The 23,382-nt window shown below is 66.7% G+C and carries 21 protein-coding genes; 16 read left to right on the top strand and 5 right to left on the bottom strand.

Features of this window, described 5'->3' with window-relative positions:
* The first annotated feature begins 72 nt into the window (after positions 1-72).
* The 5 genes from RD110_RS26110 (at position 73) to RD110_RS26090 (ending at position 8,026) form a co-directional block, all read left to right on the top strand.
* Positions 73-2,130, top strand: a complete 2,058-nt coding sequence (locus RD110_RS26110; protein WP_162277376.1) for a GumC family protein — start codon at positions 73-75, stop codon at positions 2,128-2,130.
* Between the two features lie 195 nt (positions 2,131-2,325).
* Entirely contained in the window at positions 2,326-2,658 is a 333-nt protein-coding gene (gene yajC, locus RD110_RS26105; RefSeq protein WP_076203777.1) for a preprotein translocase subunit YajC, read from the top strand.
* 50 nt (positions 2,659-2,708) lie between these two features.
* Entirely contained in the window at positions 2,709-4,589 is a 1,881-nt protein-coding gene (gene secD / locus RD110_RS26100) for a protein translocase subunit SecD (RefSeq protein ID WP_076203775.1), read from the top strand.
* 104 nt (positions 4,590-4,693) lie between these two features.
* The gene (secF, locus tag RD110_RS26095) at positions 4,694-5,650 is read left to right on the top strand and encodes a protein translocase subunit SecF (protein WP_076203772.1); all 957 of its coding nucleotides are present in this window, start codon (positions 4,694-4,696) and stop codon (positions 5,648-5,650) included.
* Positions 5,651-5,665: 15 nt separating this feature from the next.
* Positions 5,666-8,026, top strand: a complete 2,361-nt coding sequence (locus RD110_RS26090) for a DUF1631 family protein (RefSeq protein ID WP_076203770.1) — start codon at positions 5,666-5,668, stop codon at positions 8,024-8,026.
* Positions 8,027-8,032: 6 nt separating this feature from the next.
* Here the strand turns inward: RD110_RS26090 and RD110_RS26085 are convergent, their stop codons facing one another.
* The 3 genes from RD110_RS26085 to RD110_RS26075 all read right to left on the bottom strand — a co-directional run bounded on the left by RD110_RS26085 (position 8,033) and on the right by RD110_RS26075 (position 11,011).
* The gene (locus RD110_RS26085) at positions 8,033-8,539 is read right to left on the bottom strand and encodes a Smg family protein (RefSeq protein WP_076203768.1); all 507 of its coding nucleotides are present in this window, start codon (positions 8,537-8,539) and stop codon (positions 8,033-8,035) included.
* Between the two features lie 65 nt (positions 8,540-8,604).
* Positions 8,605-9,738: a DNA-processing protein DprA gene (dprA, locus tag RD110_RS26080; protein WP_076203766.1), complete on the bottom strand. Its 1,134-nt coding sequence runs from the start codon at positions 9,736-9,738 to the stop codon at positions 8,605-8,607.
* A gap of 52 nt (positions 9,739-9,790) precedes the next feature.
* Entirely contained in the window at positions 9,791-11,011 is a 1,221-nt protein-coding gene (locus RD110_RS26075) for a LysM peptidoglycan-binding domain-containing protein (protein WP_076205732.1), read from the bottom strand.
* Between the two features lie 205 nt (positions 11,012-11,216).
* Between RD110_RS26075 and def the strand changes: the two genes are divergently transcribed.
* The 7 genes from def (at position 11,217) to RD110_RS26040 (ending at position 16,184) form a co-directional block, all read left to right on the top strand.
* Positions 11,217-11,729 carry a peptide deformylase gene (def, locus tag RD110_RS26070; protein ID WP_076203763.1) on the top strand — a complete coding sequence of 171 codons (513 nt, stop codon included), beginning with the start codon at positions 11,217-11,219 and terminating at the stop codon, positions 11,727-11,729.
* A gap of 11 nt (positions 11,730-11,740) precedes the next feature.
* Complete coding sequence (locus RD110_RS26065; protein WP_076205729.1) at positions 11,741-12,211, top strand: hypothetical protein; 471 nt, start codon at positions 11,741-11,743, stop codon at positions 12,209-12,211.
* Between the two features lie 19 nt (positions 12,212-12,230).
* Entirely contained in the window at positions 12,231-13,202 is a 972-nt protein-coding gene (gene fmt / locus RD110_RS26060; RefSeq protein WP_076203761.1) for a methionyl-tRNA formyltransferase, read from the top strand.
* Positions 13,203-13,937 (top strand): AzlC family ABC transporter permease, encoded by a 735-nt coding sequence (locus RD110_RS26055; protein WP_076203758.1) that lies wholly within the window; start codon positions 13,203-13,205, stop codon positions 13,935-13,937. It begins immediately after the preceding gene.
* Complete coding sequence (locus RD110_RS26050; protein WP_076203756.1) at positions 13,934-14,281, top strand: AzlD domain-containing protein; 348 nt, start codon at positions 13,934-13,936, stop codon at positions 14,279-14,281. The genes RD110_RS26055 and RD110_RS26050 overlap by 4 nt, the downstream gene beginning before the upstream one ends.
* A gap of 61 nt (positions 14,282-14,342) precedes the next feature.
* Positions 14,343-15,536 carry a phosphoglycerate kinase gene (locus tag RD110_RS26045; RefSeq protein WP_076203754.1) on the top strand — a complete coding sequence of 398 codons (1,194 nt, stop codon included), beginning with the start codon at positions 14,343-14,345 and terminating at the stop codon, positions 15,534-15,536.
* A 156-nt stretch (positions 15,537-15,692) separates the two neighbouring features.
* The gene (locus RD110_RS26040) at positions 15,693-16,184 is read left to right on the top strand and encodes a hemerythrin domain-containing protein (protein WP_076203751.1); all 492 of its coding nucleotides are present in this window, start codon (positions 15,693-15,695) and stop codon (positions 16,182-16,184) included.
* A gap of 78 nt (positions 16,185-16,262) precedes the next feature.
* Here RD110_RS26040 and RD110_RS26035 read toward each other — a convergent pair whose 3' ends face one another.
* The gene (locus tag RD110_RS26035) at positions 16,263-17,438 is read right to left on the bottom strand and encodes a fatty acid desaturase (protein ID WP_239467130.1); all 1,176 of its coding nucleotides are present in this window, start codon (positions 17,436-17,438) and stop codon (positions 16,263-16,265) included.
* A 261-nt stretch (positions 17,439-17,699) separates the two neighbouring features.
* Between RD110_RS26035 and pyk the strand changes: the two genes are divergently transcribed.
* Positions 17,700-19,160 (top strand): pyruvate kinase, encoded by a 1,461-nt coding sequence (gene pyk, locus RD110_RS26030; protein WP_076203749.1) that lies wholly within the window; start codon positions 17,700-17,702, stop codon positions 19,158-19,160.
* Here the strand turns inward: pyk and RD110_RS26025 are convergent.
* Entirely contained in the window at positions 19,153-19,881 is a 729-nt protein-coding gene (locus tag RD110_RS26025; RefSeq protein WP_076203747.1) for a phosphatase PAP2 family protein, read from the bottom strand. The genes pyk and RD110_RS26025 overlap by 8 nt on opposite strands.
* Before the next feature lie 102 nt (positions 19,882-19,983).
* Here RD110_RS26025 and RD110_RS26020 point away from each other — a divergent pair, with 102 nt between their 5' ends.
* The 3 genes from RD110_RS26020 to fba all read left to right on the top strand — a co-directional run bounded on the left by RD110_RS26020 (position 19,984) and on the right by fba (position 23,251).
* Positions 19,984-20,667 (top strand): response regulator, encoded by a 684-nt coding sequence (locus tag RD110_RS26020; protein ID WP_076203745.1) that lies wholly within the window; start codon positions 19,984-19,986, stop codon positions 20,665-20,667.
* Positions 20,668-20,719: 52 nt separating this feature from the next.
* The gene (locus RD110_RS26015) at positions 20,720-22,090 is read left to right on the top strand and encodes a histidine kinase dimerization/phospho-acceptor domain-containing protein (protein WP_076203743.1); all 1,371 of its coding nucleotides are present in this window, start codon (positions 20,720-20,722) and stop codon (positions 22,088-22,090) included.
* A gap of 96 nt (positions 22,091-22,186) precedes the next feature.
* Positions 22,187-23,251, top strand: a complete 1,065-nt coding sequence (fba, locus tag RD110_RS26010) for a class II fructose-bisphosphate aldolase (RefSeq protein WP_076203741.1) — start codon at positions 22,187-22,189, stop codon at positions 23,249-23,251.
* The last annotated feature ends 131 nt before the right edge of the window (positions 23,252-23,382 follow it).

The following is a 23,382-nucleotide window of genomic DNA, read 5'->3' as shown; positions in this document are numbered from 1 at the left end:
CAATCCGCTTGCCCAGCCAGTCATCCGATGGCGTCGCTTCGACCCGTGGCGCCGAGAAGACAGGGGGCTACCGTGCAAGAACCGCGACTCTCCAGCCGCCGTGATCCATCCCGTGGCGACCATGTGAACGACGGCTTCGGCCCGCCGCCGAGAAGCCGCGCCATGCGCCGCCGTGTGGTCGTGTTCTCGGCCGTATTCCTCGTGTGTGCACTGCTGAGCTTGGCCTACACGTTTTCGCGCCCGGCCGTCTACCAGGCTGGGGCAAAGGTCCAGGTCACGCCGCAGATACGCTCGGCCGTCAACGATGCGGCCGCGCAGCAGGACAACACCCAGGCCTTCCTGGTCGAGATGCAGGTGTTCACCAGCCGGCCGCTGCTTGAGAAAGTGGCGGCGCGGCTGAAGGAGCGTGGGCGCCAGCTTGGTCCGGCGGACGAAACCGATCCCGTGCCCATGCTGCAGCAGATGCTGACGGTCGACCCGCTGGTCGGCACGAACGTGGCGCAGATCGAGGCCCATGGCCCGGAGCGCCTGCTGGTGGCCGACCTCGTTAACACCGTGATCGACGTCTACCGCGAGGAACAGGTGCGTGGCGGGGAAGAGGACTCGCGCCGTCTGCTCGCCGACGCGCGCGAAGAAGCACGGGTGATGGATACACGGGTCGCCGAACGCAGGAAAGCGGTCGAGGCCTTTCGGCTGCGGGCCGACATCGTTTCCGCCGAACGCGACGAAAACCAGGTCCTGGCCCGCCTCAAGGGCATGGGCACTTCGCTGGCCGCGGCCAACGATCGCGAGGCCACCGCTGAAGGCAGGTTGCGCGCGATCGAACAGGCGGCCGCCGAGGGCCGGCTCGCCCCCTTGTCCAAGGACAATCCGACGCTGGCCTCCATGGAGCAGCGGCTGTCGCAGTGGCGCGAGGAATGGCGTGCGCTCGAGCGCCAGTTCACGCCGAACTACCTGGGCATGGACCCCGACGCGCGGGCGCTGAAGATGCGTATCGACAGCCTGGAGCAGCAGATCGAGACGGAACGCGGCAAGAGCCTGCAGAACGCGCTGGCCATCGCTCGCGAGGAACTGGCCGGCGCGCGGGCTGCGAGCAAACGATTGCAGCAGCAAGCCGCCGAGGATCGGCAGTCGGTGCAGAGCTTCAGCCGCAACTTCGGGGAATTCAAGACCATGCAGGACGAACTCGACGGCCTGGAGAAACTGCGCCAGGCCGCACAGCAGCGGCTGATGGCCCTGGAGGCCAGCGAGAACACGCGCCGGCCGCGCGTGCAGGTGCTGGAGCGCGCGACCACGCCCGAGTCCGCCTGGCGACCGCTGTATGCGCGGGACGCGGCCATCGGCGTGGCCGCGTCGCTGGTGCTGGCTTTCCTGGCCGTGTGGTTCGTGGAATTCTTCAACCGCGTCGAGGCGGTGCCAGCGGCGCCGTCGACCGTGTTGGTGCCGCAGCCTTGGATGCCGTATCCAGACCCGCGCCTGGCGCCAGCCACGTCTGCCGCGCCCCTGTTGGCCCGGGACCTTGGAGCCGCCGACGCAGCTACCGATCTGCCGCTGCTGGCGCAGCCTCTGCCGAGGGAGCTCCATGCCACCGAAGCCGAGGCGCTGCTGGCGGCGGCCGCGCCCCAGGATCAGCCGCTGCTGGCCTGCCTGCTGTGCGGCTTGCGGCCGGCCGAGATCGCCACGCTGCGGGCCGCGAACGTGGACCTCGCTGCGGGCACGCTGGTGGTGGCCGGTGATTCGAGGCGTGTGTTGCCCCTGCCCGCGGCATGGCTGGAGGCGATGCAGGCCGACAAATCGGCCGACGCCTGGTTGTTTCCCGGGCCGGATGGGGCGGAAATGCAGCCCGAGGACATCGAGGCGCTGGTCACGTCGAGCGCCCACGACGCCCATCTGGTCAGGCCGCATGAAGTCACGGCCGAGACGCTGCGACATACCTATATTGCGCACCTGGTGCGCCAGGGCCTGCGCTTCAGTGAACTGAGCCGCTTGGTCGGCCGCCTGTCGGCCGAGGCACTGAACCGCCTGGCCGCTCTCGCCCCTGCATCGCAACGGGTGTCGCTCGACGCTGTCGAAACCCTGCTGCCCGGCGTGCGGCAGTGGGTGGCGAGCGCCGCCGGTTCCGAAGCCTGAACAAAAGTCGGCACGGGCGCGCCGGGATCCGGCCAGTGGTTGGCCGAATCGGCCAGGTACACGCCTTAGGTCTTCCAGGGGCTTGTGTACGGCCGGCGCACCGCGCCGCATACAATCGGGCCCACTTTGCACAGCCGGCCCGTGTTTCACACGCCGGTTGCGTGTCCGTTTTTTGACTTTCCCGTGGAGCCTGCCTTGTTCATTTCTTCCGCCTTTGCCCAGACCGCCCCCGCCGCCGCTCCCGCCGGCGACATGATGTCTTCGCTGACGAGCATGCTGCCGCTGGTGCTGATGTTCGTGGTGCTGTACTTCGTGATGATCCGTCCGCAGATGAAAAAGCAGAAGGAGCATCGCGCCATGATCGAAGCGCTGGCCAAGGGCGACGAAATCGCGACCGCGGGCGGCCTGCTGGGCAAGGTCAGCAAGCTCGGCGATGGCTACCTGAGCCTGGAAATCGCCAATGGCGTCGAAGTGCAGGTGCAGCGCAGCGCCGTGATCCAGGTGCTGCCAAAGGGCACGATCAAGTAAGCCATTACTTAGCATTCAGCCGTTCTGCAACTGGAAACTCAAGCGCGATCATGAACCGTTATCCGGCATGGAAGTACGCGATCATCCTGGTCGCGCTGCTGGTGGGGGCCATCTACACCCTGCCGAATTTTTTTGGGGAATCGCCAGCCGTGCAGGTGTCTGCCGCGCGCGCCAGCGTGAAGATCGACGCCACCACACAGGCGCGTGTCGAGGAGGCGCTCAAAGCCGCCAACCTCACGCCCGAACTCGTGGGCCTGGACGCCAACTCGGTCAAGGCGCGTTTTGACTCGACCGATACCCAGCTCAAGGCCAAGGACGCGATTGAAAAGGCGCTGATCCCCGATCCGGCCAACCCCGGCTACGTGGTGGCGTTGAACCTGCTGTCGCGTTCGCCGGCCTGGCTCACCGCGCTGCATGCCGGCCCGATGTACCTCGGCCTGGACCTGCGCGGCGGCGTGCACTTCATGCTCCAGGTGGACATGCAGGCCGCGCTGACCAAGAGGGCCGAGTCCCTGGCCGGCGACCTGCGCAGCAGCCTGCGCGAGAAGAACGTGCGCCACGGCGGCATCAACCGCAACGGCCAGACCATCGAGGTGCGGCTGCGCGATGCGGAAACCCTGGCCGCGGCCAAGGCTGTGCTGCAGGACCAGTTCCCCGACCTTCAGAGCACGGATGCGCCCGACGGTACCGAATACAAACTCGTTGCCACCATCAAGCCCGAGGCCGCACGCCGCGTGCAGGACCAGGCACTGAAGCAGAACATCACGACGCTGCACAACCGCATCAACGAACTCGGCGTGGCCGAGCCGGTGATCCAGCAGCAGGGCCTGGACCGCATCGTCGTGCAGTTGCCCGGCGTGCAGGACACCGCCAAAGCCAAGGACATCCTCGGCCGCACTGCCACGCTGGAAGTCCGGCTGGTCGACGAGAGCACCGAAGCCCGCTCGGCCGAGAACGGCAGCGGCGCCGTGCCCTTCGGCGACGAGCGTTACCTGGACCGCAGCGGCCAGGGCGTGATCGTGAAGAAGCAGGTGATCCTCACCGGCGAAAACCTCACCGATGCGCAGCCCGGCTTCGAGAGCCAGACCCAGGAGCCGACCGTCAACCTGACGCTCGACGCCAAGGGTGCGCGCATCTTCAAGGACGTGACGCGCGAGAACATCAACAAGCGCATGGCCATCATCCTGTTCGAGAAGGGCAAGGGTGAAGTGGTCACCGCGCCGGTGATCCGCAGCGAGATCTCGGGCGGACGGGTGCAGATCTCGGGCCGCATGACGACCCAGGAAGCCAACGACACCTCGCTGCTGCTGCGCGCCGGTTCGCTGGCCGCGCCGATGGAGATCATCGAGGAGCGCACCATCGGCCCGAGCCTGGGCGCGGAAAACATCTCCAAGGGTTTCCACAGCGTGACCTGGGGCTTCGTTGCGGTGGCCATCTTCATGTGCTGCTACTACATGCTGTTCGGCGTGTTCTCCAGCATTGCGCTGGCGGTCAACCTGCTGATGCTGGTGGCGGTGCTGTCGATGCTGCAGGCGACGCTGACCCTGCCCGGCATGGCCGCCATGGCCCTGGTGCTGGGCATGGCCATCGATGCCAACGTGCTCATCAACGAGCGTGTGCGCGAGGAACTGCGCGCCGGGGCGTCGCCCCAGGGCGCGATCCACGCTGGCTACGACCGCGCCTGGGCCACCATCCTCGACTCCAACGTGACCAGCCTGATCGCGGGTGTGGCCTTGCTGGCCTTCGGCTCCGGCCCGGTGCGTGGCTTCGCGGTGGTGCATTGCCTGGGCATCGCCACGAGCATGTTCTCGGCGGTGTTCTTCTCGCGCGGCCTGGTGAACCTTTGGTACGGCCGCAAGAAGAAGCTCAAGACGGTTTCCATCGGCACCGTGTGGCGCCCCGACGCCCAGGCCGCCGAAGCCAAGGCTTGAGACCGGCCGCCACCAAGCACCATCCACCTATGCAACGGGCAGCACGGTCCAGCTGATCGGCGCTTCAAGGCGCCACCGCTCCGACTGCCCCCAAAGGAACCTCCATGGAGTTTTTCAAGATCCGCCGCGACATCCCGTTCATGCGGCATGCGCTGGTATTCAACGTGATCTCTTTCGCCACGTTCTTCGCGGCGGTGTTCTTCCTGTTCTCGCGCGGACTGCACCTGTCGGTCGAATTCACCGGCGGCACGCTGATGGAAGTGACCTATTCGCAGCCGGCCGACCTGGACAAGGTGCGCAAGCTCGTGGCCGGACTGGGCTACAACGACGTGCAGGTGCAGAACTTCGGCACCTCGCGCGACGTGCTGATCCGCATGCCGGCCATCAAGGGGGTGAGTTCGGCACAGCAGAGCGAGAAGGTCATCGGCGCGCTGAAGACCGAGGACGCGTCGGTGGGCTTGCGACGCACCGAATTCGTCGGGCCGCAGGTCGGCGACGAACTCACCGTGGACGGGCTCAAGGCGCTGGCCTTCGTGGTCGGCGGCATCATCCTTTACCTCGCGATACGTTTCGAATGGAAATACGCCGTGGCGGCGATCATCGCCAACCTGCACGACGTGGTGATCATCCTGGGCTTTTTCGCGTTTTTCCAATGGGAGTTCTCGCTGCCGGTACTGGCCGCCGTGCTCGCCGTTCTGGGCTATTCGGTGAACGAATCCGTGGTCATCTTCGACCGGATCCGCGAGAATTTCAGGCGCTACCGCAAGATGAACACGGTCCAGGTGATCGACAACGCCATCACCTCCACCATCAGCCGCACTATCATTACGCATGGATCAACCCAGATCATGGTTTTGTCGATGTTCCTTTTCGGAGGTCCGACACTGCATTACTTTGCGCTGGCACTTACCATCGGCATCTGTTTCGGCATCTATTCGTCGGTCTTCGTGGCAGCTGCCATCGCCATGTGGCTGGGCATCAAGCGCGAAGACCTTGTCAAGTCATCCTCGGCCAAAAAAGAAGAAGACCCCAACGATCCCAATGCAGGTGCCACCGTCTGACCTGCGCTCGAGAACATGGCAACCAGCACGTCCAGCTCCTACCACCGATCGTTAGCCCAGAAAGCCCGAGAAAACTTCGTCGCGCTGGCGAGTGATGCCCTGGCTGCGGGGCGGCTGGCCGTGCGGGAGCGTCTGGCGGTGCTGGTGGACGAAGTACGCACCGCGCGCGAAATGCAGGAGCGCCGCGACATCTGGACGGCCTACCAGCAACGCGGTGTCGCCTGGGAAACCGCCACGCTCGCGGCCTGGCAGAAACTGCTGCACGTCCCTGCGGCCCCTGCGCGGCAGACGGCCAGCACCTTCGAGCTCATGGGCGACGATGTGGTGGAGAACAAGATCATCGCCTCGCGCCTGGGTCAGGTGATCGCAGACCGCTCGGCCGAAGAGTTGGCCGATCTCGGCGCGCGGCTGCAGCAACTCGAAGGCACGGAGGAAGTCTCCACTTCCGATGTCATCCGGCCCGAGGTCCTGATGTTGACCCTGGTGGAGCAATGGGCCGCCGCCGGCCTTTCGCGTGGCGCGCTGGCCTTGGTTTCCGACGTGCTGCAACGTGAACTGGCGACGCGGTTTCTCGAAGCCTACAAGACCGTCAATACCTTCCTGACCCAGAACGGCATCACGCCTTCGACCGATCTGCGCTCGCGGGTACGTCGCACCGACGGCGGTTCGTCGCCGGCCGGCGCCGCCATGCGGGCCTTCAACGAGGGCGGCGCGAGCGGATTCGAGCCCTCCGGCTGGGCCCCGAGCGGTCGCATGCCGACCGGTGCCATGGGTGGCGGCGCAGGTCCGCGCGGCGCACCAACGCAGAACGGCCCGATGCGCAGCGCTGCCTCGGCTGCCGAAGAGACGCGCATGATGACCGTGGCGTCACCGCTGGCGCGTGCGCGCCGCCGCGCCCAGGGTGTGATGGTGCACCTGAAGCGGGTGCTGACCGACCACATCAGCGATTTCGACAAGACCGTGCAGCAGCCGATCTCGCCCACGCTGGCGCGGGCGATCGCGCGCAAGCAGGACGGTGGCGATACCGATCCGCTGTATGGCAGCGTGCCCGGTACAGGCGCGCTCGACTATGGCCGCATGGAGGTTTCGCAGGTCGCAGGCCACTTGCGCGAGCGGTCCAACCAGTTGAAGAAAGCCGCGGCCACCACCGCGGAAAAGGCCACGATCGAAGTCGTGGCGCTGATGTTCCAGAGCATCCTGGCCGAAGAGCGCATTCCACCTTCGGTGCGGGTCTGGTTCGCACGGTTGCAGTTGCCCGTCTTGCGCGTGGCGCTGGCCGAACCGGAATTCTTCGGCACGCTGAACCACCCAGCGCGCCAGCTCATCGACCGCATGGGCTCGTGCGTGATGGGCTTCGACGCCAGCGCCATCAACGGCAGCGCGCTCGAAACCGAGATCAAGCGCGTGGTGCAGGTGATCGAGCAGTATCCGGAGACCGGGCGACGCGTGTTCCAGCTGGTCTACGACGAATTCCAACAGTTCCTCTCCAAGTACCTCACCGAAAAAGGCAGCACGCTGCGTGTGGCCACGCTGGCGCAACAGGTCGAGCAGAAGGAGACGCTGGCCATCCAGTACACCATCGAGCTGCGCAACATGCTCAAGGAACTGCCGGTGCGCGAAGACATCCGCGAATTCCTGTTCAAGGTCTGGGCCGAGGTGCTGGCCATGGCCGCAGTGCGCAACGGCCCGCAGCACGAGGAAACCATCGCGCTCAAGAAGGCCGCGTCCGAACTGGTGTGGGCCGCAAGCGCCAAGCCCAACCGTGCCGAACGCGCGCGCGTGATCCAGAACTTGCCCCTGCTGCTGCAGCGCCTGCGCCAGGGCATGACGCTGCTGAGCCTGGAATCCACGGTGCAGGAAGCCCACATCAAGCGCATCAGCGACACGCTGGCCGACGCCTTCATGTCCAAGACCGAGGCGATCCCGCAGGCGCGCATCGAGTCCATGGCCGCGCGGCTGGCCAATCTGGAGGATTTCGTCAGCGACGACAGCATGGGCGACCTGCCGCTGGACAACGAAAACATCGAGATGATGCTCGGCATCGACGCGTCTTCGATCGAAGTGATTGCCGATGGCGGCTCCAAGCCTACCGAAGCCATGCTGGCCTGGGCACAGGAACTCGAACTTGGCCATTGGTTCATGCTCGACCACAGCAACCGCATCAACCAGGTGCAGTTCGCCTGGCGCAGTGACCGCAAGCAGCTGCATCTTTTTGCTTCGATGGACGGACGCAGCTATCTCATCCAGGCGCGTCGGTTGGCGGCGTATCTGCAGGCGGGCCTGCTCGTCCCGCAGGAAGAAGAGGCGCTGACGCTGCGGGCCACGCGCGATGCGCTGGCCAAGCTCGATGCGAATCCGGAACGCCTGCTGAACTGAGCTTTTTCAGTGGGCGAGGCGGCCTTCCGTGTCGTCGCAGAGTTCGTCGAGGATCAACGCATCCGGCTCTTCGCCGAAGCTCCAGTAGACCATCAGCACGATGATCTTCAATTCGTCGAGCGTGATCGGATCGCCTCCCGTGGCCATGGCGCGATCCAGGGTGATCTCGCGCATGTGCGGCGGCAGCACACCCGCCGCTTCGAGGAAACTGACGAAGCCCAGGCAGTCGGCGCCCAGGTGGTCCTGCTCCGCGACCGAGTAAATGCGCAAGCTGTCGGCCGCGGGTGCCAGCGGCGGCGACGCGGCTGCCGTTTCCAGCGCGATCTCAGCCGGCACATGGATCATGCCGGTGCTGAGCGTGGCCGAATTGAGGCCGGCCAGCCAGGTCAGCGCCTGCGCGATCTCGTCGCTTTCAAAACCGGCCGCGCTCAACTTGCGCCCGAGATGTTGCGGCTCGGGGCAGGCATCGCCTCGCCAATAGTTCTCGTACACGAAAACAAGCACTTCAAACATGGCTTCAATATAGCGCAGAACGAATGCCACCCCACAAGTGGTGGCGTACGGTGAGACTCGCGTTGTCAGGCCGCGACGGTGCGCTGGAACAGGCCACCGGGCAGGCGCGCCACCTGGTGTTCGAGCTCGAGTTCGAGCAGCCGCACCTGCAGTTCGGCCGCCGAAATGCCGGTGCGCGCCACAAGTGCGTCGAGGCTGATCGGGTCATGGCCCATGCGTACCAGGAAAGGATCGTCGGGCTCGTCCGAGTCGGCACTCTGTGCTGCGGCCCTGGCGTGCGAAGGCCGGATCTCATCGAGCACGTCCTGGATGTTTTCCACGAGTTTCGCGCCCTGCTTGATGAGCGCATGGCAGCCGCGCGACTGCATTGCGTGGATCGAGCCCGGCACGGCGAACACGTCCTTGCCCTGCTCCAGCGCCAGCCGCGCGGTGATCAACGAGCCCGACTTCAGGGCGGCCTCGACCACCAGTGTGCCCATGCTCAGCCCGGCGATGATGCGGTTGCGCCGGGGGAAGTTTTCCGCCAGCGGCGGCGTGCCGAGCGGGTATTCGCTGAGCAGCAGGCCTTGCGCGGCGATGCGGTGGGCCAATGCCAGGTTGCGCTTGGGATAGACCCGGTCCAGGCCGGTGCCGACGATGGCGATGGTGGCAAGGCGGTCCGCGCCCGCGGCTGCGCCCAGCAGCGCCCCATCGTGCGCGGCGCTGTCGATACCCAGCGCCAGGCCGGAGACGATGCACAGGCCGGCCTCGGCGCAGCCCCGGGCCAGATCGCGCGCCGTGACTTCGCCCTGTGGTGTCGGATTGCGGCTGCCGACCATGGCCAGGCAATGTGCGGCGTCGAGGCCGGCCAGCAGGTCGGTGCGGCCGAGCGCGTACAGCATCAGCGGCGGGTCTTCCATCGCGAGCAGCGATGAGGGATAAGCAGCGTCGCCGAGCGCGACCACGGCGCGCCAGCCCGAGGCTGCGCTGCCGCCTTGCAGCCATGACCCTGTGGCCTCGAGCTGGGCCTGAAAGTCCTTCGGCGGTGAGAGCAACGCCGCCGCCTGGGCCGGTGTGACGACCTGGCGCAAGGCCGTCGCGGATTGGGTGAAGATGTCCTGCGGCAGTCCGAAGGCGGCCAGCAGCCTGCGCGCCGAGATGTTGCCGATGCCCTCGCTCAGGCTCAACCGCAACCAGCATTCCAGTTCATCACGTTCCACGTTCCCCTCCCTCGGCCCACACGGATCGAGGCCGGCCTGCGGCCGGTCCGTCTCAGCGCGGGTTGCCCAGCCGGTCGCCGACCTTCACGCCGTTCTTGATTTCCATGATGAGTGCGTAGGACACGCGCTCGAAAGGCCGGAACACCATCACCAGGCCGTTGCGTTCATTGGGCAATGTGATCGTCGGCTTCTTCGGATCCGTGCGGTCGACCATGTTGCCGCCGTCGGACAACACACTCAACACATGGCCGCGTTCGATGCCGTCGCGCGTGCCGCGGTTGATCACCACGATCTGATTCTGCGCTGCGTTGGCCACGGCGCTGCCGTACACGGAGACGATGCGGCCGTCGATGGGCTGTGCCGGCGCGCGTGGCACGTAGTTCAGCAGTTCGCGCGGCGGCTCGGGCAGCAGCTGGTCGCCGACCTGGGTTTCCTCCTTGGAGGCGACGATGTCGATGGTGGCCGGCACGATCTCCACGGCGCGCTTGCCGTCCTTGTCGACCTCCTTGGCCACGCGGATGGATTCGCCCACGGCCAGCCTGGCCTTGCCCGCGTATTGCGCCTCGTAGCCGAGGATCTCGCCCGTGCCCGGGTCCTTCAGCGCCACGGCGGTGCGGAAGATGCGGAAGTCGCGCGGTTTGCCGCGTTCTTCGGAAAGCGGCGCTTCCAGCGAGCCCCGTGCATAGGCTCGGTCGCCGCGGCTCAACAGGACGCGGTCTTCCTGCGTGGCGACGATGCGGGCCGCCTGCTGCAGCGTGGCTTCGTCGACGACGATGGGTTCGGCCAGGAAGGGTTCGATCAGGTTGGTCTGCAGCGTGGGCAGTGCGCTGTCGGAGAGCGATTCGTAGCGCGTGCGCGGCGACACCCGCACCGTCTGCGGCGTGCCCTGGCCGCCGGCCATGGCCGAACGCAGCGTGGCCCGACCGTTGGTCTTGTCGAGGAACAGCTGCTGGCCGGGATAGATCAGGTGCGGATTGCGGATGTCCTGCAGGTTCATGCCCCACAGCTCGGGCCAGCGCCACGGGCTCGCGAGGAACAGCCCGGAGATGCCCCACAGGGTGTCGCCGCGTTTCACCGTGTAGCTGTCGGGTGCGTTGGGTGCCAGATCGGCCACCGGCACGCCGGCCTGCGCCACCTGGGCGGCCGTGGCCTGCTGCGAGGCCGTGATCGGGTAGTTCTGCGCCTGGGCTGCCCCGGCGACGCCGAAGATGCCGGCGAGTGCCAGCGAAGCCAACAAGCTACGGGAGGCCAGGACTGGGGCCGTCCCCGCCATCGTTTTTTTCATAGGTTTTTGCACCACAAATGCGCACTGGGACGCGGACCGGAGCCCGCGTCGCAAAAGCACGGATCCGGCGGAGACTCTTCAGTAATCACGCGCGATTTTGCGCCCAAGCCCTTGGTTGGGCAACGATTTTGAACTTTGCCAATCCTTCAAAACTCAAAAGTGGCGAAAATAGCGACACATTCGTTGAGATTCCATGGCCTTACTTTCCATCCTTCAATACCCCGATTCCCGATTGCATACCCTGGCACGCCCGGTGAAGCAGGTGGACGATCGCATCAAGGCCTTGATCGCCGACATGCGCGAGACCATGTACGACGCCGCCGGCATCGGCCTGGCCGCCACCCAGGTCAATGTGCACGAGCGCGTGATCGTGATCGACGTCTCCGAGCAGCGCGACAGCCCGCTGGTGCTGATCAACCCCGAAATCACCTGGGCCAGCGCCGAAAAAGTGGTGAACGAAGAGGGCTGCCTGTCCGTGCCCGGCATCTACGACGGCGTGGAGCGCTCCACGCAGATCAAGGTCACCGCGCTCGACGGCGATGGCCAGTCGCGCAGCATCGAAGCCGAAGGCCTTCTGGCCGTGTGTATCCAGCACGAGATGGACCACCTGCTGGGCAAGGTCTTCGTCGAATACCTCTCCCCGCTCAAGCGCAATCGCATCAAGACCAAGATGCTGAAGTCGCGCCGCGAAACCGAAAAGACATGATCGGAGACCCCATGCGCCGCCTTGCCCTGCCCCTGATCGCCCTGCTGCTGACCGCCCTGGCGGGCTGTGCCGTCAAGCCCGGCATGACGCGTGACGAAGTCGTGTCGCAGTGGGGCCGTCCCACGGCCGAACTCGACCGGGGTGGTGTGCACCGCCTGCAGTATTCGCACGAGCCGATGGGCCAGTCGGTGGTCATGGTCGACCTGGACGCGACCGGCCGCGTGGTGCAGTCGCGCGAGGTGATGAACCTCAACGAGTTCTCCAAGATCGACATTTCCGGCACCACCACGCGCGACGACATTCTCTGGGCCTTCGGTCCGCCGGCCAAGGTCGACGGCGTGGCGTCCTGGAAGGGCGACATCTGGTCCTACCGCTGGAAGGACACGCAGGACATGTGGTTCTGGGTGTATTTCGACCCGAGCGGCGTGGTGCGGCGCACCCAGCAAGGCCTCGAGCTGCCGCTTTTCCCCAATATCCGCTGATCCACGGTTTTCCTTTTCGATGCGCATCATCTTCGCGGGCACGCCCGAGTTTGCCCGCGTGGCACTGGCCCGGCTCGCCGCGGCCGGCTTCGAGATTCCGCTGGTCCTGAGCCAGCCCGACCGGCCGGCCGGCCGTGGCATGAAGCTGCAAGCCTCGCCAGTGAAGCAGTTCGCGCTGGAGATCGGTGCCGCCGTGGCCCAGCCGCGCAGCCTGCGGCTCGACGGCAAATACCCCGATGACGCCGCCGCCGCACGCGAGGCCATCCTGGCCGCGAAGGCCGATGCGATGGTCGTTGCCGCCTATGGGCTGATCCTGCCGCAATGGGTGCTCGATGCGCCTCGGCTCGGCTGCCTCAACATCCATGCCTCCCTGCTGCCGCGCTGGCGTGGCGCGGCGCCGATCCACCGCGCCGTCGAGGCCGGCGATCGCGAGACCGGCGTCACCATCATGCAGATGGACGCGGGGCTGGACACCGGCGACATGCTGCTGGTCGAGTCGCTGCCGATTGCGGCCAGCGACACCACCGCCAGCCTGCACGACCGCCTGGCCACCCTGGGCGGCCGGCTGATCGTCGAGGCGCTCGAACTCGCGGCCTGCGGCGGCCTGCGCGCCGTGCCGCAACCGGTCGAGGGCGTGACCTATGCGCACAAGATCGAAAAGGCCGAAGCGGCCATCGACTGGGCGCTGCCCGCCGAGGTGATTGTGCGCCGCATCCACGCCTTCGACCCGTTTCCCGGTGCGGCCTCGGTGCTGGCTGGCGAAAGCCTGAAGATCTGGGATGCCTCGGTGTCGTCCCTGCCGCGGCCCGCGGATGCAAAATCTGGAGAAATCGTGGCTGTGACGCCCAAGGGCATTGCGGTGGCTGCTATGGATTCTGTAGTGAATTTGATCCGGGTGCAGCGCCCTGGCGGCAAACGTCTGGCGGTGCAGGACTTCGTGCGTGGCGCTGGCGTGAGCGTCGGCCAGAATTTCGAAGCGCGGGGCATCTGAGTGTTCCTGCGCCGCGCGTTACGAGAACACCCCGACTTCGCCCAGGGCCTGCGCGACACCTGGCCGCAGGTGCCGGGCGTGGCCGCCTGGGGGTTGATGACCGGCGTGGCCATGGTCAAGTCGGGCATGAGCGTGGTCGAGGCGCTGGCCATGGCGATGCTGGTGTTCGCCGGCAGTTCGCAGCTCGCGGCGATTCCGTTGCTCGTGGCCGGCGCGCCGATGTGGATCATCCTGGCCACGGGCTTCTGCGTGAACCTGCGCTTCGTGGTGTTCAGCCTGCACCTGCGACCCTACCTGATGCACCTGCCGCTGTGGGAGCGGCTGGTGCACGGCTACCTCACGGCCGACATGAGCTACGTGCTGTTCACGCGGCGTTTCCCGCATCCGAGCGCCGACCCGGCACAGCGCATCGCGCAAGAGGCGTATCTGGCGGGCAACTGCGGGCTCAACTGGTTCAGCTGGGTGATTGCCAGCGTGGTCGGCGTGGCCTTGACGAATGCGATCCCGACGAGTTGGGGCCTCGGCTTCGCGGGCATCCTGTGCCTGGTCGGCATCCTGTGTTCGCTGGCGAGCACCCGGCTGCGCCTGGTCGCGGCCAGCGTGGCGGCGGTGGCGGCGGTGCTGACCTATGCCCTGCCGCTCAAGCTCAACATCATCGCGGCCATCGCCGTGGCGGTGCTGCTGTGCCTGAGTCTCGAGAAGCTGCGGCCTGACAACAAGAAAGTTGCGACATGAGCCATGAACCTGGCGTCACCGACCTGTGGACCATGGTCACCATCGTCGGCCTGGCCTGCGTCACCGTGATCGCGCGCTGCTTCTTCTTCATCTCCAACCGATCGTGGAACCTGCCGCACTGGGCGCAGCGCGGCCTGCAATATGCGCCGATCGCCGCACTGGCCGCCGTGGTGCTGCCCGAAGTGGTGATGACCAACGGCCATCTCGTGGCGACCTGGGCCGATGCCCGGCTGTTCGGTGCCGCAGCCGGTGCCTTGGGCTTCTACTGGAAGCGCGACGTGCTGATCACCATCGTGGTCGGCATGGCGGTCTACCTTCCCTTGCACATCGGGCTGGGCTGGTAGGCGGTGCCGGGGTGCCGCGCTTCTAGAATGCGCGCATCCTTTCACTCCAACCCCTCCTGCCATGAACGTTCTTCGCTTCTCCGATCTGTGTGCCCAAGGCCGTGTCAAAGGCCAACGTGTCTTCATCCGGGCCGACCTCAACGTGCCGCAGGACGACGATGGCCGTATCACCGAGGACACCCGCATCCGTGCCTCGGTGCCGTGTATCGAACTCGCGCTCAAGGCCGGCGCCGCGGTGATGGTGACTTCGCACCTGGGGCGCCCGACCGAAGGCGCGTTCAAGCCCGAGGATTCGCTCGCCCCCGTGGCCAAGCGCCTGAGCGAATTGCTGGGCCGTGAGGTTCCGCTGGTCGCCGACTGGGTCGACGGCGTGACGGTCGCGCCCGGCCAGGTCGTGCTGCTCGAGAACTGCCGCGTCAACGTCGGCGAGAAGAAGAACAAGCCCGAACTCGCGCAGAAGCTGGCCAAGCTGTGCGACATCTTCGTCAACGACGCCTTCGGCACCGCGCACCGCGCCGAGGGCACGACCTACGGCATCGCCGAATACGCCAAGATCGCCTGCGCCGGCCCGCTGCTGGCCGCCGAGATCGACGCCATCACCAAGGCCCTGGCGCAGCCGCAGCGGCCGCTGGTGGCCATCGTCGCCGGCTCCAAGGTGTCGACCAAGCTGACCATCCTCAAGGCCCTCTCGGAGAAGGTGGATCAATTGATCGTCGGCGGCGGCATCGCCAACACCTTCATGCTGGCCGCCGGCCTGAAGATCGGCAAGAGCCTGGCCGAGCCCGATCTGCTGGACCAGGCCCGCGCCGTGATCGACGGCATGAAGGCGCGCGGCGCCGAGGTGCCGATCCCCACCGACGTGGTCACGGCCAAGACCTTTGCCGCCGATGCGCCGGCCACCGTCAAGGCCGCCGCCGACGTGGCCGAGGACGACCTGATCCTCGACATCGGCCCCGAAACGACGGCGAAGCTGGCCGCACAGCTCAAGGCCGCGGGCACCATCGTCTGGAACGGCCCGGTGGGTGTGTTCGAATTCGACGCGTTCTCCAAGGGCACCGAAGGCATCGCCCGGGCGATCGCCGAAAGCAAGGCCTTCAGCATTGCCGGCGGCGGCGACACGCTGGCCGCGATCGCCAAATACGGCATCGAGAAGGACGTGGGCTACATCTCCACCGGCGGCGGCGCCTTCCTGGAAATGCTGGAAGGCAAGACGCTGCCGGCGCTGGAAATCCTGGAGAAGCGGGCGGCCGGCTGATTGCTATGAATTCATGAGCTTGTCACGCAGCTCCACTCTGCGTGACAGGCCGATTTCATGCATGAAAACCAGGCCTGCCCCAGACGCTGACCTGGATCAAGGCGCCCGCGCGGCCGGGCCCCTAAGCTCCGAGAGCCTCATCTCTGGAGAAACCGCATGGCCCAGCTCGAATGGTCCGACGCCCTGTCGCTCGACCTGCCCCTCATGGACGACACCCACCGCGAATTCGTCGATCTGCTCGCGGTGGTGCAATCCGCGCCCGATGGGCAACTGCCCGCAGCCTGGCTGCAACTGATCGCCCACACCGAAGACCATTTCGGCCAGGAAGACCGCTGGATGCTGGCCACGCGCTTCGCCTCGGGCAACTGCCACAGCCTGCAGCACAAGGTGGTGCTGCAGGTGATGCGCGAAGGTGCGGTGCGGGCAGCGGCCGGCGACCTGGCCAGCGTGCGCGAGATGGCCCGTGAACTCGCACTGTGGTTTCCCCAGCATGCGCAAAGCATGGACGCGGCGCTCGCGCTGCACTTGCGCCGTGCCGGCTTCGATCCCGCCACCGGTGTGGTCAGCAGCCCCGACGCCCTGCCCAAGGAGCCGGTGCACGGCTGTGGCGGCGCGTGTACCAGCGCCCGGGACACGGCGCAGGCCTGAAGAACTGCTGCGAGGGGCCGTGCCGAGCCCATGAAAAAAGCGCCCGCGGGCGCTTTTTTCATGGCGGCGAGATCCAACTCAGGCCGGCATCGCCCGGGGGGCGCTCGTGGCCCGTCCCTTGAAGTCGGTCCAGCAGTTCTGGGTGAAGTCGTACAGCTTGCAGGCGCGCGCGGTGTCGAAGTACCAGCGCCAGGAAAACGGCTGCACCACGATCCGGCCCGGCAGCAGTTCCTCCAGCTTGGCCTGCGCGGCCTTGAGCTTGTAGAGCGGGATGCTCATGTCCACGTGGTGCGCGGTGTGCTCCATGATGTGGTGCAGCATGTTGCCGATGTGGGCCGGGAACGTGAGGTGCACCGTGGTCGAGACGAAGGGCTGGGCCCGTTGCCAGACCGCGCGGTCGTCATGCCACGACACCCGCACATGGGTGTGGTGGCCGTAGATCACGAAGCCCATCATGTTGAACCAGAAGAACATGGGCACGACGAAGCCGAGCAGGAGCAGCAGGGTGACCGATTGGTCGGTGACCAGCGCGGCGGCCACCAGGGCGGCGATCCATACTGCGGCGAAACCGGTGACGAGCAGGCAGTCCCAGGTGAAGATGGCGCGGTTGGTGGAGCCCATGACCGACTTGCGCGGGAACATCATCTTCTTCCACCAGATCTCGATCATGTAGTACATGCCCGGCCCCCAGCCACTGCGGTAGATGCGCTGCATCAGCCGGCCCAATGGCGACAGCGCATCGTATTCCTCGCGCGTGAGCGGCGCCCACACGAAATCCACGCCCTTGAGGTTGGTGAAGCCGTGGTGCACGACGTTGTGGCCCACGTCCCACAGGCTGTAGGCGGTCAGCGATGGCAGGAAGGCAATGCGGCCGAGCCATTTGTTGAGCTTGCGGTGCGGCGTGAGGCTCTGGTGGCAGCCGTCGTGGCCGACCACGAACAGCCGGCCGATGACGAAACCCGCGGCCAGGCCGCACAGCAGCATCAGCCACACCGAATCGAACAGCACCACGCCGGCCAGCAGCGCGGCGAGCAGCGCGTAGTCGAAGGCCAGCAGCACCAGGGCGCGCCAGGTGGAGCGCTCGGACAGCGGCAGCAACCAGGAGCGGATCACCTTGCGGTGCGGCAGCGGCGCCGTGGGCGCGAGCGGATCGGGCCAGGTCGCCGTGCGGGCGGCATCGGCCACGGAGGCCGTGGTGGGTTTTGTCACAGGTGTGCCCATCACGGGCACGCGGGGTTCAGACACTGGGGTCATGCGCGGAGACAGAAGAGTTGGAGGATGGCCTAGCGAGCCGGGGCGGCTGGTGCATGGGTTCGCGTTTTCGGCCCCCTGATCGTACCGGCACCGGATGAGCCGGTGATGACGGGGATCAAGGTATGGCGAGTTGCCGGGCCGTCGAAGTTTTTACCACGTTTGGTGTAACCGGAAGAAAACGATGCCAAAGCCCGTGCAAGTGGTAACTCGTTCGTCACTTTTTTCATGTGAAAATAGAAATTAAATTACATCGGAGACCCCATGCAAAGCGACACCCGTGATACCCGCATCTCGCGCCACGCCACCAAGATCGTTGCCACCCTCGGGCCGGCGTCCAGCGACATGGAACTGCTGGTGAAGATGATCCAGAACAAGGTCAGCGTGGTGCGGCTGAACTTCAGCCACGGCAAGGCGCAGGACCACATCGACCGGGCGCAGATGGTGCGCGAGGCCGCGCGCCGCGCCGGCCGGGAAGTGGCCATCATGGCCGACCTGCAGGGGCCGAAGATCCGGGTGGGCAAGTTCGCCGAAGGCAAGGTCTGGCTCGAGCCCGGCGCCAAGTTCGTGCTCGATGCCGCGCGCAGCGAGCCGGGCGACCTGGACGGCGTCGGCCTCGACTACAAGGACCTGCCGCGCGACGTGAAGGCCGGCGACCGGCTGCTGCTCAACGACGGCCTGATCGTGCTCACCGTGGACGCCGTGCGCGGCGAGCAGGTGCACACCACGGTCAAGCTCGGCGGGGAGCTCTCCAACAACAAGGGCATCAACAAGGAGGGCGGCGGCCTCACCGCGCCGGCGCTCACCGCCAAGGACATGGAGGACATCAAGACCGCGATGAGCTTCCAGGCCGACTACGTCGCGGTGAGCTTCCCGAAGAACGCCACCGACATGGAAATGGCGCGCCAGCTGTGCAACGTGGCGGCCGCCGAGTTCGGCCACAAGCCCGGCATGATCGCCAAGATCGAGCGTGCCGAGGCCATTCCGCGGCTGGAAGAGATTTTGCGCGCGAGCGACGGCATCATGGTGGCGCGCGGCGACCTGGCGGTGGAGGTCGGCAATGCGACCGTGCCGGCACTGCAGAAGAAGATGATCCGCATGGCGCGCGAGATGGACAAGGTGGTCATCACCGCCACGCAGATGATGGAGTCGATGATCACGAATCCGGTGCCCACCCGCGCCGAGGTCAGCGACGTGGCCAACGCCGTGCTCGACGGCACCGACGCGGTCATGCTCTCGGCCGAGACCGCATCCGGCAAATACCCGCTCGAGACCGTGCGGGAGATGAGCCGCATCTGCGAAGCCGCCGAGGCTGCGGAAGACCTGGAGCTCGATGCCGACTTCAGCGGCAAGAAATACGCCCGCATCGACCAGTCGATCGCCATGGGCGCGCTGTTCACCGCCCACCACCTCGGCGCCAAGGCCATCGTGGCCCTCACCGAGTCAGGCTCGACGCTGCTGTGGATGAGCCGGCATCGCGCCCACATCCCGATCTACGCCTTGACCTCGCGCATCGCCACGCAGCGCAAGCTCGCGCTGTACCGCAACGTGCGGCCGCTGCTGATGGACCCGCAGACCGATCGCGACACCGCGCTGGAACAGGCCGAGGCCCACCTGAAGAAGCGTGGCCTGGTGCAGTCTGGCGATATCTACGCCATCACCTGCGGCGAGCCCATGGGCGCGCCCGGCGGCACCAACATGCTGAAGATCTGCAAGGTCAGCTGACCGTCGCTGCGGCTGGCGACTGCGCCAGCCAGCGGCGCAGCGCCGCATGGGCCAGCCCCGCCACGGTCCAGCAGATCCAGGCCGTCCACAGGGTGTGGCTGGTGAAATGCGCACCGCGCATCTGCTGCACCAGTCCCAGGCCGAAGCCGGTGGCCAGCGCGGCCAGCAGCCACAGGCGTGCTGCGCGCGGCGCCTGTTCGCGCAGGCCGAAATAGCCCGTCACCAGCGCAAAACCCGTGGACGCATGGCCGCCGGGGAAGCAGTGGCCGCCGCCGCCGTCGCGCAGGCTCCAGTTCCAGTGCGAGACGTAGGTCGCCGTGCCGCCGAATTCCGACAGATCCCATGGGCAGCTGGTGTGGCTGGCGAGCTTGAGCCAGATGATGGCCAGCAGCGCCACCAAGGTGCCGCCGACCATGCCGGCGCGTTCGACGCGGCTGAGCCGGCGCATGAAGCCCACCGGCCAGAACACCGCCAGCGTCATGACGGCCAGCCAGATCCAGCCCAGGCGCTGGGCCGAATCGTGCAGCACCTTGACGACGAACCAGTTCTCGCGCCAGGGGAACCCCTCGGCCGTGCCGAACCAGCGCGCGAGGGGCAGATCCAGGCCCGAAGCGTCCCAGGCCAGCAACAGCAGCAGGCCGACCAGGGTGACGCGCCAGAAATGGCTGCGCGGCGCGGGCAGTGGCGGCGCGAGGGGGGGATTCGGGGCGTTCAGGAGCATGGCGGCTTGGGCAGGCGAGGGCAAACCTGCGAGCGTAGGCCGGCGTCCTTAACGCAGGCTTAAGTGTCCGGCCGCGGTCTCCTTTCGCACACAATAGAGCTTATGCGCATCCTGGTGGTGGAAGACGACGACGGCATCGCGGAAGGCCTGCAGGCCAACCTGCGCCAGCGCGGCTACGCGGTGGACGTCTGTTTTTCCATCGCCGCCGCCTGGGAGGCGCTCGGCCAAGAGGCGTTCGACCTGGTGTTGCTCGACCTGGGCCTGGTCGATGGCGACGGTGTCGAACTGCTGCAGCGGCTGCGCCACGCGCCCGGCGGCAAGGCCCTGCCCGACCCGCAGACCCCGGTACTCATCATGACCGCGCGCGACCAGGTGAGCGACCGCATCAGCGGGCTCAACCTCGGCGCCGACGACTACCTCACCAAACCCTTCGACGTGGACGAACTCGAGGCCCGCATGCGCGCCCTGCTGCGCCGTGCCGCGGGCCGTGCGCATCCGCTGCTGTCGCATGGCGAACTCGTGGTCGACCCGGCGAACCATACGGTGCTGCGCCGCGGCCGGCCGGTGGACCTGTCGCCACGCGAATTCACGCTGCTGCTGGTGCTGCTCGAATCGCGCGGCCGGGTGCAGTCGCGCGCCCAACTCGAGGCCCGGCTCTACAACTGGCAGGACACGGTGGAGAGCAACACCGTGGAGGTGCACGTGCACCACCTGCGCCGCAAGCTCGGCGATGGCGTGATCGTCACCATGCGCGGCGTGGGCTATTTCATTCCCAGGGAAGAATGAAACACGCGCGGCCGCCACTTCGCCCCCTGCGCGCCAAGGCGGGCAGGCCGCGATGACGCGCCCCTCGCTGAGCCGGCATCTGCTGCTGTGGGCGCTCGGCGCCCTGTTCCTGGTCTGGGGCAGCTTCGTGGTCGTGGCCTACCGCACCGGCATCCACGAGGCCGACGAGCTCACCGACGGCCATCTGGCCAGTGCTGCCGCCATGCTGCTCAACCTGCGCGAGGCCCAACTCATGCCGAGCGAACGCAGCACCTCGCGCATCCCCATGCCCGGGCTGCGCAGCCACGACTACCAGCAGTCGCTGAGCATCGTGGTCTGGAACGCGCAGGGCGCGCTCGTCAACCATACCGGCGAGGCACCCTTGCCTGCGTTCAGTGCCGGGGAGGGCTTCGCCGATCTGCAACTCGGCATGCCGCCGGTCGCGTGGCGCAGTTTTTCGCAGTGGGATACCGACCACGGACGCAAGGTGATGGTGTTGCTGGCCGTGCAGGAGCGCGACGACCTGGCCTCCGACATCGCCGAGCAGATCGCCGAGCCCGGCATGTGGCTGCTGCCGGTGGTGTCCCTGGCGCTCGGCCTGGCCGTCTGGCGCGGCCTGAGGCCGCTGTACCGCTTGTCGGACGACGTGGCGCGGCTCGACGCGGCCAAGGCCGAGCGGCTGATCGCGCGCCATCCGTACCGGGAGTTCGATTCGGTCGTGCATTCGATCAATACGCTGATCGACGGCCAGCAGGCCGCGTTGCTGCGCGAACGCCAGCTCGCCAGCGAAGTGGCGCACGAGTTGCGCACGCCGCTGGCCTCGCTCGCGCTGCAGGCCAAGGCGCTTCAGAGTCCGATGGCGCCCGACGAACACGGCCAGGCATTGCAACGGGTGGAGCGGGACGCGCTCAAGGCCGGCCACGTCCTCGCGCAGTTGCTGGCGCTGGCCCGTGCCAGCCGCAGCGAACTGGCCGAAGCCGCGCAGCCGGTGGAACTGCAGGCGTTGGCGCAGCGCGTCGCGGCCGAATATGCGCAGGCGGCCTGGGACGGCGGGCAGGAGATCGGCGTGAGCGATACCGGCAGCGTGGTCGTGTCCGGCCATCCGCTGCCGATCGAGATGGCGCTGCGCAACCTCGTGGAGAACGCCTTGCGGCATACGCCGGCGGGCACGGTGATCGAGATCCAGACCGGACAGGACGCCGGCTCGGCCTGGCTGCAGGTCTGCGACCGTGCCGGAGAAGGCACCGGACAGGGCGCCGAGCCTGGTGCCGAAGCCCATGCGCCCCGCGCCAGATCCGCCGAGAGCCTCGGCCTGGGCCTGAAGATCGTGGCCCGCGTGGCCGAGGTGCACAGCGGCCATTTCGAGCGGCTGGCGGACGCGCCGGATTGGCGCAGTTGTTACAGGCTGTCTTTCGCAGTGGCTGCCAATGCGGGGGAACGTTAAAATCTGACAAAGTTACCAAGCGGTTACCACGGCCCGCCGCGTTGCCGCCCGGCCATCGATCTATTTCTGAATCCTCAACTCTCTGGAACCACCACCATGGCACTTGTTTCGATGCGCGAACTGCTGGACCACGCGGCCCTCAACGGCTACGGCATTCCGGCCTTTAACGTCAACAACCTGGAGCAGGTGCAGGCCGTGATGTCCGCCGCCCATGAAGTCGGCGCCCCGGTCATCCTGCAGGCCAGCGCCGGCGCTCGCAAATACGCGGGCGAACCCTTCGTCAAGCACCTGATCGAAGCCGCCATCGAAACCTGGCCCAACGTGCCGCTGGTGATGCACCAGGACCACGGCCAGAGCCCCGACGTCTGCCGCGGCGCCATCGACCTGGGCTTCAGCTCGGTGATGATGGACGGCTCGCTGCAGGCCGACGGCAAGACCATCGCCAGCTACGACTACAACGTGGAAGTCACGCAGAAGGTCGCCGACATGGCGCACCGCGTCGGCGTCACCGTCGAGGGCGAACTCGGCATGCTCGGCTCGCTCGAGACCATGCGCGGCGACAAGGAAGACGGCCACGGCACCGACGCCACCATGACCCGCGACCAGCTGCTCACCGATCCCGAGCAGGCCGCCGACTTCGTCAAGCGCACGCAGATCGACGCCCTGGCCATCGCCATCGGCACCAGCCACGGCGCCTACAAGTTCACGCGCAAGCCCACGGGCGACATCCTGGCCATCGACCGCATCAAGGAAATCCACCGCCGCATCCCCAACACCCACCTGGTGATGCACGGCAGCTCCAGCGTGCCGCAGAACCTGCTGGAAGAGATCCGCAAATACGGCGGCGCCATGAAGGAAACCTACGGCGTGCCGGTCGAGGAAATCCAGGAAGCCATCAAGCACGGCGTGCGCAAGATCAACATCGACACCGACATCCGCCTGGCGATGACGGCCGCGATCCGCAAGTTCTTCTTCGAAAACCCCGAGAAGTTCGACCCGCGCGAATACCTCAAGCCCGCCCGCGAAGCCGCCAAGGCCATCGCCCGCCAGCGTTATGTGGAATTCGGCTGCGAAGGCCAGGGCAGCAAGATCAAGGGTGAAAGCCTGCAGGTCGTGGCCGGCAAGTACGCCAAGGGCGAGTTGGCGCAAGTCGTCGCTTGAACCTCGGCGCGTTGCGCCCTCTAGAAAGCCACCGCCGCGCGGTGGCTTTTTGCTTGGCGCGGCCCTTGAGGGACAATAGCCGACTGCCTTTCGCGCCTCCCACTGCACCTTGCACACCGGACTTTCCAAGA

Source organism: Rhodoferax koreense (genome assembly GCF_001955695.1).
Lineage (GTDB): Bacteria > Pseudomonadota > Gammaproteobacteria > Burkholderiales > Burkholderiaceae_C > Rhodoferax_B > Rhodoferax_B koreensis.
Note: the sequence above shows the minus strand (reverse complement) of the source record. Positions and strands in the feature narration are given on the sequence as shown.